We start from the raw sequence: 15,977 nt of genomic DNA, 5'->3' as shown, positions 1-15,977 counted from the left end.
GGGTTCTAGGACTGGGAGAGCTGGGCGGCCATCAGCGGAATGAGCGCTTGCAGACCTTTCACCGGACGGACCATCACCGTGAACGACGTGATTTGGTCGTTGTCATTCCAGTGCACTATGTCGACGCCGTGCACATGAACGCCGTCGAGTTCGGTGGCGAACTCGAGGACGGCGGAGCCGTCGCCGTACCACTCCTCGCGGTAGTGAAAGCCGGTGCCGGTGAACACCGTGAGTGCCGCGCGCAGGTACGCGAGGACCTTTGCTTTTCCCTCTTGCGGTGTGAACACGGCGGGGGAGGAGAACACCGCGTCTTCCGCAATCAGGGCGTCGAGGGCGCCCAGGTCGTGGTTGTCGACCACCTGGTGCCAGCGGGTGACGACGCGCGGGGCCACTGGGAGTTCGGCGTTCATCCGGCCAGCATGACACGCCACCTGAACGAGCGCTGGAACGGACCCGTCACACGGGCTCGAGCAGTTCGGGTCCGTTGTTGCGCGGGGAGTTGACGGCGGTACTCACCTCGTACGGCTCGAGACGGGGCTCGGGAATCGACGCGATCAGGGCATCGACCTGTTCGCGCTCGGTCAGGGTGGGGTCGAGCCAGTGTTCCTGGAAGCTCGGTGGCAGGACCACCGGTGAACGGTCGTGAATGTGGCCGAGGACGTCGGTGGCCTGGGTGGTGAGCACCGTGGTGGTCCAGAGCCACCTGTTCGGGTCGTCCTCCGGAAGGGAGGGGTCGGGCCACAGTTCGTAGAGGCCGGCCATCGCCAGCACCCCGTCGCCGTGCAGGAAGTACGGAATCTTGGTGCCGTCGTCTCGCTTCAACCATTCGTAGTAACCGTCGGCGGGAATGATGCAGCGCCGTCGGACGGCGGCCTTCCGAAATGCGGGCTTCTCCGTGATCGACTCGGATCTGGCGTTGATGAGCTTGTTGCCGATCTTGACGTCCTTCGCCCACGGCGGCACCAGCCCCCACTTCGCCGTCCGGAGCTGACGGACGGGGTCGGCGTCGGGTTCGGCACGCGGTGGGCGTTCCAGCACGACCCGGACCTGCTGGGTGGGAGCGACGTTGTAGGACGGACCCAGCTCCTCACCGACGATTTCGGCGACCTCGAAGATGGACCGCAGTTCCTTGTCCGTGGTGGTGCTGGCGTACCGTCCGCACACTTTTCGGTCTCCTCGCTCGGGTTCTCGCCCCGGTCCGCGAGCCGCGATGAGTTTTCCTCGGCCCGGCAGTCTGTCTTTTCGAGGGAACGGAACACGCTCCCCACCCCGTCACCTTCTACCTTCGGAGATCGCCATGACCTCGACACCACATTCCACCGCAAAGACCGCCGGACCGCTCGGTTCTGCCGAGAACGCGGCACCGGTCGGGCGGAAGGCGAGGATCGCCGGGCTGATCATCACCGGTCTGGTCACCGCGTTCCTGCTTTTCGACGCGATCATCCACATCGCGAACATTCAGTCCGTCCGCGACGCGATGGCCGAACTCGGTTTCGACGAGAACATTGCCGTCGTGATCGGAATCGTGATGTTGGTGTGCCTCGTGCTGTACCTGGTTCCGGCGACGAGCATCCTCGGTGCCGTCCTCCTGACCGGATATCTCGGCGGCGCGGTGGCGACCAACATGCTCACCGAGCAACCGCTGTTCAGCACCATTCTGTTCCCCGTCTACGTCGGCATCTTCGTGTGGGGCGGGCTGTGGCTGCGCGACGCCGGGGTCCGCACGATCATGCCGATCCGGCGTTGAGGGGTCGGATGCGCCGGACTTTCTGCAGGGCGCCCGTCACGGCGTAGGCGACGCCGGCTGCGGACAGCACCCAGGGCGCCGCGACGATGAACGGGTCCATCCACTGGTGGTTCAGGTCGACGCGTTTCTTCCCCAGTCGGGACGACACACCGTGATGGGACAACTCGCTTCGAATGCCCGTCTGGGTGATGGGGTTGTCGGGATGCAGGGTCAGGAATGAGGCCAGATGGCTCTCGACCGCATCGACCCGGTCGGCGGCCAGCAGGATGAGCCAGTGCGCGGCCCGGCCCTCGCTGTATCGGAACGCGAATTTCCGCATGGTGCCGGAGAGGCCCTTGGGAGGACACGAGGTGCCGAATACGGGTGTCAGGAATTGGTGTTCGATCGACCGCTCACGCGGCCACTTCTCCTCCTGGCACTCCGGGAAATCCCAGTGGGCGCCCGTCGCGCCGGGGTCGAAACGCTCCTTCGGTACCGCGGGCCGGTCCTTGGGGTCGAGGTCCACACCCCATCCCGGAATGCGCGCGCGTAGTTCGTCGCTCGTCAGTGGACGCTTCGGCGTGTCGGCTGTATAGGCCATGATCGGGTCCTCCTCGTCGATCAGCCGGCGTTCGGCACGATGACCGGTTTGATGCAGTTGTCGAGCTTGGCCGAGAAGATGTGGTAGGCGTCGGCGATATGCTCGAGCGGAATACGATGCGTGACAATGTCGTTGGGCTTCAGATAGCCGTTGCGAATGTGCTCGAACAGGCGGGGCCACTGACGTTTCACGGGGCACTGGTTCATGCGAAGCGTCAGCCCCTTGTTCAGCGCATCACCGAACTTGACGGCACTGAACATTGGACCGTAGGCGCCCATCACAGAAACCGTCCCGCCCTTCCTGACGGAATCGATCGCCCAGTTGAGGGCAATCGGGGAACCACCCTGCAGCTTGAACTTGGCGGCCGTGACGTGTTGAAGGAAATTGCCGTCGGCCTCGGCACCGACGGCGTCGATGGCCACATCGGCCCCGAGATGGTCGGTGATCTTCTTCATGTGGACCACGATGTCGGCGTAGTCGGCGAAGTTGTAGGTCTCGGCATGCGCGAACGCGCGAGCCTTCTCGAGTCGGTACTCGAGGTGATCGATCACGATCACTCGCCCGGCACCCATGAGCCAGGACGACTTGGCCGCGTACAGCCCGACCGGCCCCGCTCCGAACACCACGACGGTGTCGCCTTCGACGATGTCGCCGAGTTGTGCACCGAAGTAGCCGGTGGCGAGGGCGTCGGTGAGGAGTAGCGCGTCCTCGTCGTCCATCCACTCGGGGATTTTGGCGGGGCCCACGTCGGCGAACGGCACGCGCACGAACTCCGCTTGTCCGCCGTCGTAGCCACCGCACGTGTGGGAGTACCCGTAGATGCCGCCCACAGCGGTGGCGTTCGGGTTCACGTTGTGACAGTTCGAGTAGAGGCCGCGTGCGCAGAAGTAACACGAGCCGCAGTACACGTTGAACGGGACCATCACCCGGTCGCCGCGCTGCAGGTTCAGTACCGACGGGCCGACCTCCTCGACGACGCCGATGAACTCGTGGCCGAACGTCATGCCGACCCGGGTGTCGGGCATCATGCCGTGGTATAGATGCAGGTCCGATCCGCAGATCGCGGCCAATGTCACCCGCACGATCGCGTCGTTGGGGTGCTCGATGGGCGGGACTGCCTTTTCTTCGACGCGGACCTTGTACGGCCCCCGGTACACCATCGCTCGCATCACGCCTCCTCGTCCGCGCCGATAACCTTGTCGAGACCCCGATAGCGGGAGCAAGTACCCGTGTCGGGCCGAACAAAACACGGATGTGGCGTGCCAGGGCGGAGGCGGCCCTGTGTTTCCGGTGGGTGGATGGATGTGACCAATATGTTTTTTCTAAAGTCAAGGGTTGACGGATGTCATGTGCGTGAGATTACATCTTAGCGGTAAGCCTTTGAGGGCTTAAGTAAATGCCTCGACCCGACCCTGAGGATGCTCATGACGACGGTATCGCCCGCCATGGCTGCCACAGCTGAGATGATCAGCGCCCGACTCGAACGCCTGCCGATGAGCAGGTGGCATATCAAGGCCCGCGTCATCGTCGGCGCCGTCACGTTCTTCGACGGTTTCGACCAGTTGATGATCGCGTACTCCCTCCCCGTCCTCATCCCGAAGTGGGGTCTGACCCCCGGCGACATCGCCTGGGTGATCGCCATCGGCGGCATCGGCATGCTCGTCGGCGCCCTCGCCGGCGGCTGGTTCGCCGACCGCGTCGGCCGGCTCAACGTCATCATCTTCTCGCTCGCCCTGTATGCGGTGATGAGTCTCGGGATGGCGTTCACCGACAGCCTGATGCTCTTCCTTGTCTTCCGATTCGTGCAGGGTATCGGCCTCGGCGCGGAGGTCCCGGTGGCAGCAAGCTACATCGGCGAGATCACCAAAGCCCACAAACGAGGACGCTTCGTCCTCCTCTACGAGGTCATCTTCCCCGTCGGCCTGGTCATGTCGGCGATCGTGTCTGCCTGGGTGGTGCCGAACTACGGCTACAAGATCCTGTTCGCCCTCGGTGCGCTGCCCATCCTGCTCCTGCCGTTGCTGTGGAAACTCCCCGAGTCGCCGCGCTGGCTCGCGTCCCGTGGCCGCTACGAAGACGCAAACAAGGCCATGACCCGCATCGAGAACGAGATCACCGGAAAGTACGGCAAGACGCTTCCGGCTCCGCAGCCGCTGCCCGCTGCCATCGTCGACGCCCGCCGCGGAACCTTCGCAGAGGCCTTCCGAGGCATCTACCTGCGTCGAACGCTCATGCTCGCGGCCATCTGGGGATGCGCCTACTTCGTCAACTACGGCATCGCCTCCTGGCTGCCGTCGCTTTACCACTCCACGTTCGACGTCAGCGTCGACACGGCGCTGCACTACAGCATCGTCACCAGCGTCGCCGGTCTGCTCGGCTGCATCCTCGTCGCGTTCCTCATCGACAACCTCGGACGCCGCATCTGCATCACCGCATCGATGGTCCTGTGCTCGTCGCTGCTGTTCCTACTGGCCGCGACCGGTGCGGACACCGCGACGAAGGTCCTGTTCTGGTCGGCCGGCTCCGCGCTGTTCGTCTTCGCGGTCAACATGGCGCTCTACGTCTACACCGCGGAGCTCTACCCCACCCGGATGCGGGCCATCGGCTGCGCCATCGGCGGCGCGAGCGGACGCCTCGGCATCATCGTCGGTCCTCTCGCCGTCGGCGCCATTCTCGACGGCGGCGGCACGCTGACCGTTGTCTTCGGAATGTTCTCCGCGGTCGCCCTGATCGGTGCCCTCGTCGTCGGCTTCTTCGCCGTCGAAACCCGCGAAAAGACCCTCGAGGAGATCTCCCAGTGACCGTTCTCGACTTCCGCGAAGCGACGCTGACGTTCGCTCCGATCGCGGATCAGATCTTCGTCGCCGGAACCTGGCGACAGGGGACCGGGCCGGCCTTCGAGGTCACCGACCCGTCCACCGGCGAGGTCCTGCAGGTCGTGCATCAGGCCACGACCACCGACGTCGACGAGGCGGTCCGTAAGGGCCGCGCCGCCGCCGCCGATCCGGCCTGGCGAAACCTGCTACCGCATCAGCGCGCGAAGTTCCTGCACCGCATCGCCGACGCGATCGAGGTGAACACCTCCCGGCTCGCGCTGTTGCAGAGCTACAACACGGGCAAGACCGTCGCGGAAACCACTGCGCTGGTCGGCAGCGCCGCGGGTACGTTCCGGTACTTCGCTGCAGTCCTCGAGACCGCCGACGAAGACCTGACCACGCCGCGCGGCAACTACCTCACGATGAGCGTCCACGAACCCATCGGCGTGATCGGTGCCATCGCACCCTGGAACTCGCCGGTGGCCAGCGACGCCCAGAAGATCGCGCCCGCCCTCGCCGCGGGCAACGCCGTCGTCCTCAAGCCCGCCGAGTGGACACCGCTGGTGTCGCTGGAACTGGCTCGAATTCTCGACGACAGCGGTCTGCCCGCCGGACTGCTGTCGGTGCTCCCGGGCAAGGGCTCGGTGGTCGGTGACGCGATCGTTCACCACCCCGATGTCGGGAAAGTGACGTTCACCGGCGGCACCAACACCGGCCGCGCCATCGCCCATGCCGCGGCCGAGAAGTTGATGCCCGTCTCGCTCGAGCTGGGCGGTAAGTCGCCGACCATCGTGCTGGACGACGCCGACATCGACGCGGCGATCAACGGCGTGATGTACGGAATCTTCTCGTCCACCGGGCAGAGCTGCATTGCCGGATCCCGGCTGTTCGTCGACCGCCGCATCTACGACGAATTCCTCGAGAAACTGGTGGCCAAGACGCAGCGACTGCGACTCGGTCCCGGCCGCGACCCCGACACCCAGGTGGGGCCGATGGTGCACCGCAAGCACCGCGACAGCGTCGCCGCGTACGTCGACCTCGCTCGCGAAGAGGGCGGACGAGTGCTGTGCGGCGGGGCGATCCCCGACGACGAACGGCTCCGCGACGGCGCGTACTACCTGCCGACGATCATCGACGGGCTCCCCAACACGTCACGCACGTGCCAGGAAGAGATCTTCGGGCCGGTGCTGGTGGTCCTGCCGTTCGACGGGGAGGCCGACCTCGTCGAGCAGGCGAACGACTCGGTGTTCGGGCTGGCGTCGGGAATCTGGACCGGCGACTATCGCCGGGCCTGGAAACTCGCCCGCCGACTACAAGCCGGGACGGTGTGGATCAACACCTACAAACAGTTCAGCATCTCCACGCCGTTCGGCGGCGTCAAGGAAAGCGGGCTGGGAGTCGAGAAGGGGCGCAGCGGTATCGCCGCCTACTCGCGGCAGAAGAGCATCTACTGGGGCCTCGACGAAGAGCCCAACCCGTGGGCAGATTGAGCGACCCGCTCGTGGCCAGACTGAGCGACCCGCTCGTGGGCAGACTGAGCGACCCGCTCGTGGGCTGATTGAGCGACCCGCTCGTAGATAGGGCGTACAGAAAAATCTCCCGCCAGCCCTGTACGCCCTAATACTTTAGCGCTAAGATATTGAGACCTAAGCAACTGGAGGCACGCGATGAATCAACCCATAGCCCGGCTGCGGTGCCTGCGCTCCGTGGAGCTGCGGACGCAGGCCAGCACGGAATCCACCGAGTTCTATTCGGAGGTCTGGGGCCTTCGCGTTGTCGATCAAGGCGCTACCGGCGCCTGGCTGCGGGGAACCGGTGAGCACCACCACGCGCTGCAGCTCACCCAGGCCGAGCGGAACGGCCTCGGCCGCATCACCTTCGCAGTCGCCACACCCGCAGAGGTCGACGAGGCCGCCCGCCGGCTCGAGTCCTGGGGTGTGCCGATCGTCAGCGGGCCGGGCCCCGTCGACGACCTCGGTGGTGGATACGGTGTGAGCCTCGTCGACCCCGAGGGTCGCGTCGTCGAACTGCTCGCCGATGCGCTGGCGGTCCCGAAGCTCGGCCGGGAGGACGCCGTCCCGGTGGGCGTCACGCACGTAGTCCTCAACACCGTCGACATCGACGCCGCGGTGAAGTTCTACTGCGAGGTCCTGGGCATGCGGGTCTCCGACTGGTCCGAGCACCAGATGGCGTTCCTTCGCTGCAACACCGACCATCACAGCATCGCGTTCAACCAGGCCGAGTGGACGTCGGTGAATCACGTCGCCTACGAGATGCCCACCGTCGACCATTTCATGCGCGGCATCGGCCGGCTACGGCACCACGGCACCGTGCCGCTGTGGGGTCCCGGCAAGCATGGCCCCGGCGACAACACCTTCTCGTACTTCGCCGACCCGGCGGGGCTGGTGTGCGAGTACACCTCCGGCATCGCGCAGGTCGACGAGGACCGGTGGCTGTGCAAGGTGTGGCGACGGGTGCCGGAACTTTCCGACCTGTGGGGCACCGCGGGCCCGCCGTCCAAGCAGGTCCGCGACCACATGGCCGGCATCCCCGACCCCGGCGCGTTCGAGCGGTTCGACCTCGGGCGGGCGTCGTGACGCACGTCGTCGAATCCGGTTCCGGCCCCGCGCTGCTGATGCTGCACGGCATCGGTGGCAGTGCAGACAGTTTCGCGCCGCAGTTCGACGAACTGTCGGACTCGCTGCGACTGCTCGCCTGGGACGCGCCCGGGTACGGCCGCAGTGAGGACCCGGGCCGTCCGTTCGACCTCGACGACTACGCCGACGCAGCGGCCGATGTGATCCGCGAACGCTGCGGTGACGCCGGAGCGCACGTCCTGGGCATGTCGTGGGGCGGGGTGATCGCGACCCGCATGGCCCTGCGTCATCCCGACCTCGTGCGCAGCCTCCTGCTCGGCAGCTCGACCGTAGGTTCGGGGGCCGACGACGATGCTGCCGGCCGGATGCGGACCCGGGCTGCAACGCTTGCTGAGCAAGGCGCCGAAGCCTTTGCGGCGGAACGCGCCCCACGACTGTTGTCCGGAACGGCCGGCGCCGAACTGACAGCGAAGGCTACGGCGATCATGGCCGTGTCGATCCGGCTCCCCGGCTACGGGTATGCCGCCGACTCCATGGCAGCCACCGATCACACCGCCGACCTCGCGAAGATCGACATCCCGACCCTGGTCCTGAGTGGAGACGAGGACACCGTGACGGGAATTCCTGCGAGCCAGGTGCTGGCCGGGGGTATTCCGGGCGCCGTCTTCGTGACCGTCAGAGGCGCAGGACATCTCGCGAACCAGGAGCGACCGGACGCCTTCAACGCCTGGGTCGAATCCTTCATCTTCATCACCGAACGCCTACGCAACCACCTCTAGAGAAGGAGCACGACATGACACTCGACTACGGCACCGCCGACCTGAAGGAATTCACCGATTCGCTGATCCTGACCCGTGGCTCCCGCCACGAGGACTGGGACACCCTCGGGTTCCAGGCCAAGGCCGGTGACCAGTTCAAGCGCGCACAGATCCGCTACGTCGGTTCCGGAGCCACCGGGAACCACGACAACGACAACCGGACCATCCCGTCGCGCGGATTCACCTTCTCCAACATGCTCCTTCCTCCCGGCGCCGAGGGCCCCGAGCACACTCACCACGACGCCGAAGAGGCTTTCTTCGTCCTCGAGGGTGAGGTGGAGGTCGGTGTTCACCGCGACGGCAAGGTGGAGAAGCGCACCCTCGGCTACCGCGACATGATCGTCGTCCCGGCCGGTGTGCCGCGCAGCCTGAAGAACAATGGCGACAAGGATGCCCTGTTCTGCGTCATCATCGGCGCGCAGAAGCCGCAGATCCCGACGTACCCCGAGACGTCGGCCATGCACGGTGTGACACGGGACTGATCGTGAATCTCGACGGGAAAACCATCGTCGTCACCGGTGCCGGGCGTGGCCTCGGTCTGGCTATCGCTCGCCGGCTCGGTGAGGACGGCGCCGACCTGTGGCTCGCCGACATTCGCGAGGACTGGGGAGAGTCGGCGGTGGAGAGCCTGCGCGCCGACGGCGTGAAGGCACAGTTCGTCCGCGTCGATCTGCGCGACGCCGAATCCGTCTCCGCGATGGCGGCCACCGTCACCTCCGGTGGCCCGCTGTACGGGCTCGTCAACAACGCGGCCCTCGCGGATGGAGTGGGCGGCAAGCCGATTCACGAACTCGACATCGACGAGTGGGACAAGGTGCTGGGCGTCAACCTGCGCGGCACCTTCCTCGTGAGCAGGGCGATCATTCCCGCCATCATCGGGAACGGAGGCGGACGAGTCGTCACCATCGGCTCCGACGCCGCCCTGTACGGCTCACCCCGTCTTGCGCACTACATCGCCTCCAAGGGTGGGGTGGCTGCCCTCACCCGGGCCATGTCCCGCGACCTCGGCCCGCACGGCATCACCGTCAACACCGTCTCGCCCGGTCTGACCGAAAGCGAATCGGCGCAGAAGGTTCCGGAGCACCGGCACGAGCTGTACCGGCTCAACCGGGCACTCGAGCGGCCGCAGCAACCGTCCGATCTGGTCGGTGCCGTCGCGTTCCTGATGGGGCCCGAGGCGTCGTACATCACCGGTCAGCAACTCGTCGTCAACGGCGGATTCGTCCTGCACTAGAGAAGGGGACCACGTCGTGGACCTGCAACTGAAAGACCGCACCTACCTGGTGACCGGCGGAAGCTCGGGAGTCGGGCTCGCCACCGTCGCGATGCTGCTCGAGGAGGGTGCCAACGTCGTCACCTGCGCGCGCGACCGCGACCGACTCGACGCCGTCATCGCACCGCTGCCCGGCAGCGACCGCGTCCTCACCGCGTCCTGCGACGTCCGGGACCCGGCCGCGGTCGCCGCACTCGTCGAGGCGGGGGTCGATCGGTTCGGCGGACTCGACGGTCTGGTCAACAACGCAGGCAAGTCCCGCATGGTCCCGCGCGGCGAGGCAACCCTCGACGACTGGCGCGACGAACTCGACCTCAAGTTCTCCAGCGTCCTCAACACCGTCGAGGCGGCCCTGCCACTGCTGCGCAAGTCCGACGCCGCGGCCATCGTCAACATCTCGGCGGTGCTCGCGCGGCAGCCCGAGCCGCGGCTGGTCACCACCAGCGCCGCCCGGGCCGGACTGCTGAACCTCAGCAAGTCGCTGTCGCTGGAACTCGCGGCCGACGGCATCCGCGTCAACTCGGTGTCGCTGGGACTGGTCGACACCGGCCAGTGGCGGCGCCGCTACGAGGAATCCGGTACCGACGCCACCTTCGCCGAATGGGAGGCGGAGATCGCCCAGGACCGCGGCATCGGACTCGGCCGGTTCGGTCGCGCCGACGAGGTGGCGGCCATGATCGTGACCCTGCTGTCTCCCCGCTCGTCCTATGTGACGGGCACCAGCCTCGACGTCTGCGGAGGCGTCGCCCGTTATGTCTGAGAGGAACACCATGTCCGTAGGAAATGGGGGCGACCTGCTCGTCCAGGTGCTGCGCGAGGCCGGTGTCGACACCGTGTTCGGCATCGTGAGCGTCCACAATCAGCCCCTGGTGCAGGCGGTCAGCAAGCACCTGCGGTTCGTGCCGGTCCGGCACGAGGCCACCGCGGTCAGCGCGGCCGACGGGTATGCCCGGGCCACAGGCGGACTCGGCTGCGCCCTGACGAGCACCGGCACCGGTGCCGGAAACGCGGCCGGCTCGCTGATCGAATCGCTCAGTGCCGGCACGTCGGTGCTGCATGTGACCGGCAACGTCGAGAGCCGGTACCTCGGCTCGGGTCGCGGGTTCATCCACGAGACCAAGGATCAGCTGGGGATGCTGACGGCGACGTCGAAGCATGCCGCCACCATCCTCGATACCGACAGTGCGGGAAAGACGTTGCGGGAGGCGGTCGCTCAGGCTCTGGCAACGCCCGGCGGCCCGGCGAGCATCGAGTGGCCGATCGACCTGCAGTACGCCGAGCACGACATCGACGTGGTCGAGCAGGTGTCGGAGAGCGCCCGGACCCCCGACGCCGACGAACTCGCTGCTGCACTGTCGTTGCTGGCTGCGGCCGAGCGCCCCGTCATCTGGGCCGGCGGCGGCGTCACACGAGCCGGCGCCGAGCTGACCGAACTGGTGGAGCGGTGGGGAGTCCCGTTGCTCACCAGCAACTCCGGGCGCGGCGCCGTGCCCGAGGACCATCCGCTGTGCATCGGCAACTACGGCAACACGCCGGTGGGCCGGGAACTCCTCCAGGACGCCGACCTGCTGCTGTCGCTGGGCACTCACTTCCGGTCCAACGAGACCGGCGACTACTCCATGCCCGTCCCCGCCGTGCACGTGCAGGTAGACGTCGATGCCGCCGCGATCGGCCGTGTGTACCCCGCACAGGCCGGGGTAACCGCCGATATCGGAACGTTCCTGCGGACACTCACCGATTTGGCTCCGGTCGACGCCGCCTGGACCGAACGTGCCCGCACCACCCGTGAACTCGTCCGCAGCAAGCAGCGCGCCGGACTCGGCGATCACGCCGTACTGTGCGACGCCGTGCGTGCCGCGTTCCCACAGGATTCCGTCATCGCCCGCGACGTCACCATTGCGTCGAGTTCCTGGGGCAACCGGCTGCTGCCGATGTTCGACCCCAAGTCCAACGTCTTCCCCCGCGGAGGCGGCATCGGGCAGGGTCTGGGCATGGCCATCGGCGCGGCACTGGCCGACGAAACCCGGCCCACCCTGGCGCTCGTCGGCGACGGCGGCCTGGCCGTCCACTTCGGTGAGATCCTCACCATGGCGCAGGAGAAGCCGTGGCTGGTGCTCCTGGTTTTCAACGACGGCGGCTACGGCGTGCTCCGCAACATGCAGAAGGGCGGCGGTGACGACACCTACGCCGTCGACCTCGTCACACCCGACTTCCCGCTGCTCGCCCAGTCGATCGGGGTGCCGTACCTGCGGATCGGCGGTGCCGCCGAAGCCCACGCCGTGCTCGAGGACGCGGTTTCACGCCAGGCGCCGGTGATCGTCGAGGTGGACCTCGCCGCGTACGGCGACATGCCTGCACCATTCACACCGCCCGTCACAGTGCCCGGAAAGGACGTCAAATGACCACGGTCGCGGTGTGCGGTGGCGGAATCGGGGGACTGGCCACGGCGATCGCTCTTCGCGAGCTCGGTTTCGATGTCACCGTGTACGAGCAGACGAAGCAGTTCGCGCGCGTCGGCGCCGACATCAACCTCACCCCGAACGCGGTCCGCGCACTCGACGGACTGGGCGTGGGTGCGGAAATCCGCGAGTCCGCGGCCCGGCCCCAGTTTCGGCTCAGCCGAACCTGGGACACCGGAGTCGAAACCTCGCGGCTACCGATGGGGGACACGGCGGAACAGCAGTACGGTGCACCGCAGTTGACGATGCACCGCGGCGACCTCATGACCGCCCTCGAGAATCGGCTGCCCTCGGGTGTCGTGGAAATGGGCCGGCGGGTCAGCGGCGTTGGTGACGGTCGAATCGAGTTTACCGACGGCAGTACGGTTTCCGCAGATGTGATCGTGGGTGCCGACGGCATCCACTCCGCGGTCCGGACCGCTCTCCTCGGACAGGAGCAGCCGACGTTCACCGGAGTCGTGGCGTTCCGCGCCGTCGTCCCCACCGAACGCGTCGGCGACCTCCCGAACCTCGACTGCTTCACCAAGTGGTGGGGGCCGGATTCGTCGACGCAGATCGTCACCTTCCCCCTCAACCAAGGCAAGGACATCTTCGTCTTCGCCACCTGCGGTCAGGAGGAGTGGACCGAGGAATCCTGGACCACCCCGGGTTCGGTCACGGAGCTGCGGGAACTGTACCGCGGCTTCCACCCCGAGGCACGAGCCCTGCTCGACGCCTGCGACGACGTCCTGAAATCGGCTCTCTACGTGCGTGACCCGCTGGAGTCGTGGACGGACGGACACTCGGTGCTCCTCGGCGACGCGGCACATCCGATGATGCCGTTCATGGCACAGGGTGCCGGCATGGCCATCGAAGACGCCGTCGTACTGGCCCGCTGCCTCGGCATGTTCGACGAACCCGCGGTCGCGCTGCAGACCTATCAGGACACCCGCCTGCAGCGCACCTCACGCATTCAGCGCGGCTCCCGGTCCAACGAATGGCTGAAGGTCGCGGGCAACGGCGACTGGGTATACGAGTACGACGCCTGGCGGGTGCCGCTCGAGTCGGCCGCCGCGCGGGCAGGAGCGTGAATGGAAACATCACGGCGGCACCAGATCTCGAGACGGGCAGCGGCTCACCCTGCATGACGTATTGCCCCCGGCGTCGGCGGGTGCGTCCGCCGACAACACGTCGCCGGACATGGAGCCGTTCCCCGTATTCGAAGACGACCGGGTGCGTGTCACCGCGACGCTGGTGCCACACGGGCCCGTCTTCCCGTCGTACGCGTACCGTTTCGACACCGAGGACGGAGCGGTGACGTTCTCCGGGGATACCGCGAAGTCACCCAACGTGGTTCGGCTCGCGACGGGATCCGACATCCTCGTCCACGAGGTGATCGACGTCGATTTCTACGCCGCCACCTCCGGTCCCGCCCTCGTCGAGCACATGATTCACGCACACACCACCGCTCAGGACGTAGGACGTGTCGCGGCCGAAGCAGGAGTCCGCCAGGTGGTGCTCTCGCACATCGGACCGGGCGACCCCCGTCAGGTCACCGACGATCAATGGACCAGTGGCGTGTCATCGACGTATTCCGGCACTGTGACCGTCGGGCACGATCTGGTGCAGGTCGGCGTCGGGCAGCGCCGCTGAGCGATTCTTGTCTGCCGCCCTGCCCTCTCACAACAGGACGGCGGCGATCTCCCCGGCTGTGACGCGGGCGAGTTCCACGAAGAACGGTATGCGTTGGTCGATCATGAGCTCGGTGGGTCCGCGCAGTCCGAGAGCGAACCGGACGACTCCGTCGGAGTCGCGTATCGGCAACCCGATGGTGCGGAAGTCTGGGGTCAGCTCCTCGTCGTTGAAACCGTATCCACGCTCACGAGTGCGGTGCAATTCCTCTCGAATACCGGCGACGTCCGTGATAGCGCGGGACGTGGTGGCCGTCCGCGGTAGCGAGGCGAGTTCGGCGTCGTCCGTGTCCGACCACGCGAGGAAAACCTTGCCCAAGGCGCTGGCGTGCAGGGGAAGCCGAACACCCTGCAGCACGTGCCCGTCACTTTCCCGCCACCGGCTGAAGCCCAAGAGCACGACCTCGTGACCGTGCCGCATGGCCAGTGAGGCGGACACCCCCGTGGTGGCCGCCAACTGCTCGAGATAAGGCTCGGACAGATAGATGCGGTGCTGCCGGTAAGAAATCTGACCGTACGCGGCCAGGGCACTTCCCAGGCGGTACCGGCCCGACGTCGCATCCTTGTCGAGGAAGCCGGCATCGACCAGGGACTGAAGCAAGCGATGGGTGGTGCTCACCGCGAGGTCCTGGCGCTTGGCGATCTCCGATACACCCAGCTCCTCACCCCCGCCGAAACAGGAGAGCATCGTCAGGGCCCGCGACACCGTCCGAACTCCCACAGCACGTGAGTCGGTCACCAAAGGTCCTTTCGTCGGCCGGAACGGCGTCCCGGGCAGAAGGCACCATACTTTCCGCCTGCCGGAAAACGGTGGGGATCGTGTGTGCCGAATCCCCATCGCACGCCGGTGAACTGGGTTTCCGGAACTTGTCAAGGTTTCCGATCTGTAGAAAACAAACAGGGGGAAATCGGAGGCGGGGGACATAGCGTCAACGGTCGTCACACCTGACGATTCATCCGTTGAAGGAGTTCCCCACATGTCCCGCTTACGCCGACTGCCACGAGCCGCCGCAGCGCTCGCCATGATCCCGCTGGCCGGGTTGGCGGTGGCGTGTGGGTCTTCCGAGGAGCCCGGAGGAGCCAGTGCCGGTGCGGACGTCACTCTGAAGGTCTTCGATCCGGGCAACTCGGGCGCCATCGCTGTCGGAAAGCGCGACGGAACCTACGACGAGGCCCTGGCACCGCTCGGTGCGAAGATCGAATGGGTCAAGACCACACCCGGATTCAGCTCCAACCTCAAACTTTTCAACACCGGTGAACTCGACATCCAGACCGGCGCGTACAGCCCGGTGGTGGGGGCGCTGTCCAAGGATGTGGGCGTGCGAATCTTCGCGACCTCCGACCCGTACAACAAGGATCAGGCAGGCATCATCGCCCGGCCCGAATCCGGGATCACGACGGTCGCGGATCTCGCCGGGAAACGGATCGCGGTGAACCCTGCCGGTAAGGGCGAGTACATCACCCTGAAGGCGCTGACCCAGGCGGGCGTTCCCATCGACTCCGTCGAGCGGGTGCCGTTGCAGCAGGCCGACGCCGCGTCGGCGTTCTCCACCGGGCAGGTCGACGCCTGGGCGTCGTTCCTGATCCCGTACCAGGAGGCGAAGGCGAAGGGGGCGGTCGAAATCACCACCGAAGCGGGCATCGGCTCGGTGGACAGCACCATCATCGCCGGCCGTACCGAGGTGCTCGAGGAACATCCCGAGGTGGTCGCGAAGTTCCTCGAAGTGACGCAGCAGCTCACGGAGAAGCAACGCCAAGATCCTGCGTCGTTCGAGAACGTCTTCGAGAAGACCGGGCCGCGGGCGCTCTCGGGTCAGCGACTCGACGACGCGATCGAGCTGGGCGGCCGCATCACCAACTTCCGGTACCCGACGGCCGCCGATGCCGCCGACCTGGAGTCCATCGCGGCGTTGTTCGCCGAGAACGGAGTCATTCAACGGCCACTGAAGGGCAGTGACGTCATCTTCGATCTCCCTGCCGCACTCGACAGCGCGTCGGCCGAGGGTAAGTGAGTTCG

At 66.5% G+C, this 15,977-nt stretch carries 17 protein-coding genes; 12 read left to right on the top strand and 5 right to left on the bottom strand.

All coding sequences use genetic code 11. The features are described from left to right. Positions 1–5: 5 nt before the first annotated feature. Both JQT59_RS04520 and JQT59_RS04515 read right to left on the bottom strand, forming a co-directional pair. Positions 6–410: a nuclear transport factor 2 family protein gene (locus JQT59_RS04520; RefSeq protein ID WP_213574877.1), complete on the bottom strand. Its 405-nt coding sequence runs from the start codon at positions 408–410 to the stop codon at positions 6–8. A 46-nt stretch (positions 411–456) separates the two neighbouring features. Then, positions 457–1,164, bottom strand: a complete 708-nt coding sequence (locus JQT59_RS04515) for an SOS response-associated peptidase (RefSeq protein ID WP_213574875.1) — start codon at positions 1,162–1,164, stop codon at positions 457–459. 133 nt (positions 1,165–1,297) lie between these two features. Here JQT59_RS04515 and JQT59_RS04510 point away from each other — a divergent pair, with 133 nt between their 5' ends. Next, complete coding sequence (locus tag JQT59_RS04510; RefSeq protein ID WP_208962998.1) at positions 1,298–1,747, top strand: DoxX family protein; 450 nt, start codon at positions 1,298–1,300, stop codon at positions 1,745–1,747. Here the strand turns inward: JQT59_RS04510 and JQT59_RS04505 are convergent. Next, positions 1,728–2,327 (bottom strand): hypothetical protein, encoded by a 600-nt coding sequence (locus JQT59_RS04505; RefSeq protein ID WP_213574873.1) that lies wholly within the window; start codon positions 2,325–2,327, stop codon positions 1,728–1,730. The two genes, JQT59_RS04510 and JQT59_RS04505, sit on opposite strands and share 20 nt — an antisense overlap. Before the next feature lie 20 nt (positions 2,328–2,347). Further along, positions 2,348–3,496 (bottom strand): zinc-dependent alcohol dehydrogenase, encoded by a 1,149-nt coding sequence (locus JQT59_RS04500; protein WP_213574871.1) that lies wholly within the window; start codon positions 3,494–3,496, stop codon positions 2,348–2,350. Positions 3,497–3,745: 249 nt separating this feature from the next. On the opposite strand from JQT59_RS04500, the gene JQT59_RS04495 reads away from it, so the two are divergent. From JQT59_RS04495 to JQT59_RS04450, 10 genes are all read left to right on the top strand, one after another. Then, positions 3,746–5,128, top strand: coding sequence for an MFS transporter (locus JQT59_RS04495; protein WP_213574869.1), 1,383 nt, complete (start codon positions 3,746–3,748; stop codon positions 5,126–5,128). Next, a complete protein-coding gene (locus JQT59_RS04490) occupies positions 5,125–6,633 on the top strand; it encodes an aldehyde dehydrogenase (RefSeq protein ID WP_213574867.1) in 1,509 nt (502 codons plus the stop codon). The genes JQT59_RS04495 and JQT59_RS04490 overlap by 4 nt, the downstream gene beginning before the upstream one ends. Before the next feature lie 177 nt (positions 6,634–6,810). Beyond that, on the top strand, positions 6,811–7,740 hold the full coding sequence (locus tag JQT59_RS04485; RefSeq protein WP_213574865.1) for a VOC family protein: 930 nt from the start codon (positions 6,811–6,813) through the stop codon (positions 7,738–7,740). Then, positions 7,737–8,519 carry an alpha/beta fold hydrolase gene (locus tag JQT59_RS04480; protein ID WP_213574863.1) on the top strand — a complete coding sequence of 261 codons (783 nt, stop codon included), beginning with the start codon at positions 7,737–7,739 and terminating at the stop codon, positions 8,517–8,519. The genes JQT59_RS04485 and JQT59_RS04480 overlap by 4 nt, the downstream gene beginning before the upstream one ends. A 14-nt stretch (positions 8,520–8,533) precedes the next feature. Continuing rightward, on the top strand, positions 8,534–9,040 hold the full coding sequence (locus JQT59_RS04475) for a cupin domain-containing protein (protein WP_109325877.1): 507 nt from the start codon (positions 8,534–8,536) through the stop codon (positions 9,038–9,040). Positions 9,041–9,042: 2 nt separating this feature from the next. Further along, entirely contained in the window at positions 9,043–9,792 is a 750-nt protein-coding gene (locus JQT59_RS04470) for a 3-oxoacyl-ACP reductase family protein (RefSeq protein ID WP_213574861.1), read from the top strand. Between the two features lie 16 nt (positions 9,793–9,808). Beyond that, a complete protein-coding gene (locus tag JQT59_RS04465) occupies positions 9,809–10,591 on the top strand; it encodes an SDR family oxidoreductase (RefSeq protein WP_213574859.1) in 783 nt (260 codons plus the stop codon). Next, a complete protein-coding gene (locus JQT59_RS04460; RefSeq protein ID WP_213574857.1) occupies positions 10,584–12,233 on the top strand; it encodes a thiamine pyrophosphate-binding protein in 1,650 nt (549 codons plus the stop codon). Before JQT59_RS04465 ends, JQT59_RS04460 begins: the two co-directional genes overlap by 8 nt. Continuing rightward, positions 12,230–13,360, top strand: a complete 1,131-nt coding sequence (locus JQT59_RS04455; protein ID WP_213574855.1) for an FAD-dependent monooxygenase — start codon at positions 12,230–12,232, stop codon at positions 13,358–13,360. Before JQT59_RS04460 ends, JQT59_RS04455 begins: the two co-directional genes overlap by 4 nt. 61 nt (positions 13,361–13,421) lie before the next feature. Continuing rightward, complete coding sequence (locus tag JQT59_RS04450) at positions 13,422–13,922, top strand: MBL fold metallo-hydrolase (protein ID WP_249354115.1); 501 nt, start codon at positions 13,422–13,424, stop codon at positions 13,920–13,922. A 27-nt stretch (positions 13,923–13,949) separates the two neighbouring features. Here the strand turns inward: JQT59_RS04450 and JQT59_RS04445 are convergent, their stop codons facing one another. Then, positions 13,950–14,699: an IclR family transcriptional regulator gene (locus tag JQT59_RS04445; protein ID WP_213574853.1), complete on the bottom strand. Its 750-nt coding sequence runs from the start codon at positions 14,697–14,699 to the stop codon at positions 13,950–13,952. 238 nt (positions 14,700–14,937) lie between these two features. Between JQT59_RS04445 and JQT59_RS04440 the strand changes: the two genes are divergently transcribed. Then, positions 14,938–15,972, top strand: a complete 1,035-nt coding sequence (locus JQT59_RS04440; RefSeq protein ID WP_213574851.1) for an NrtA/SsuA/CpmA family ABC transporter substrate-binding protein — start codon at positions 14,938–14,940, stop codon at positions 15,970–15,972. Positions 15,973–15,977 lie beyond the last annotated feature (5 nt).

It is taken from the genome of Rhodococcus sp. USK13, assembly GCF_018343855.1.
In the GTDB taxonomy this organism is placed as follows: Bacteria; Actinomycetota; Actinomycetes; order Mycobacteriales; family Mycobacteriaceae; genus Rhodococcus_F; species Rhodococcus_F oxybenzonivorans.
The sequence above is the reverse complement of the archived record's forward strand: the minus strand, read 5'-3'. Positions and strand labels throughout refer to the sequence as shown.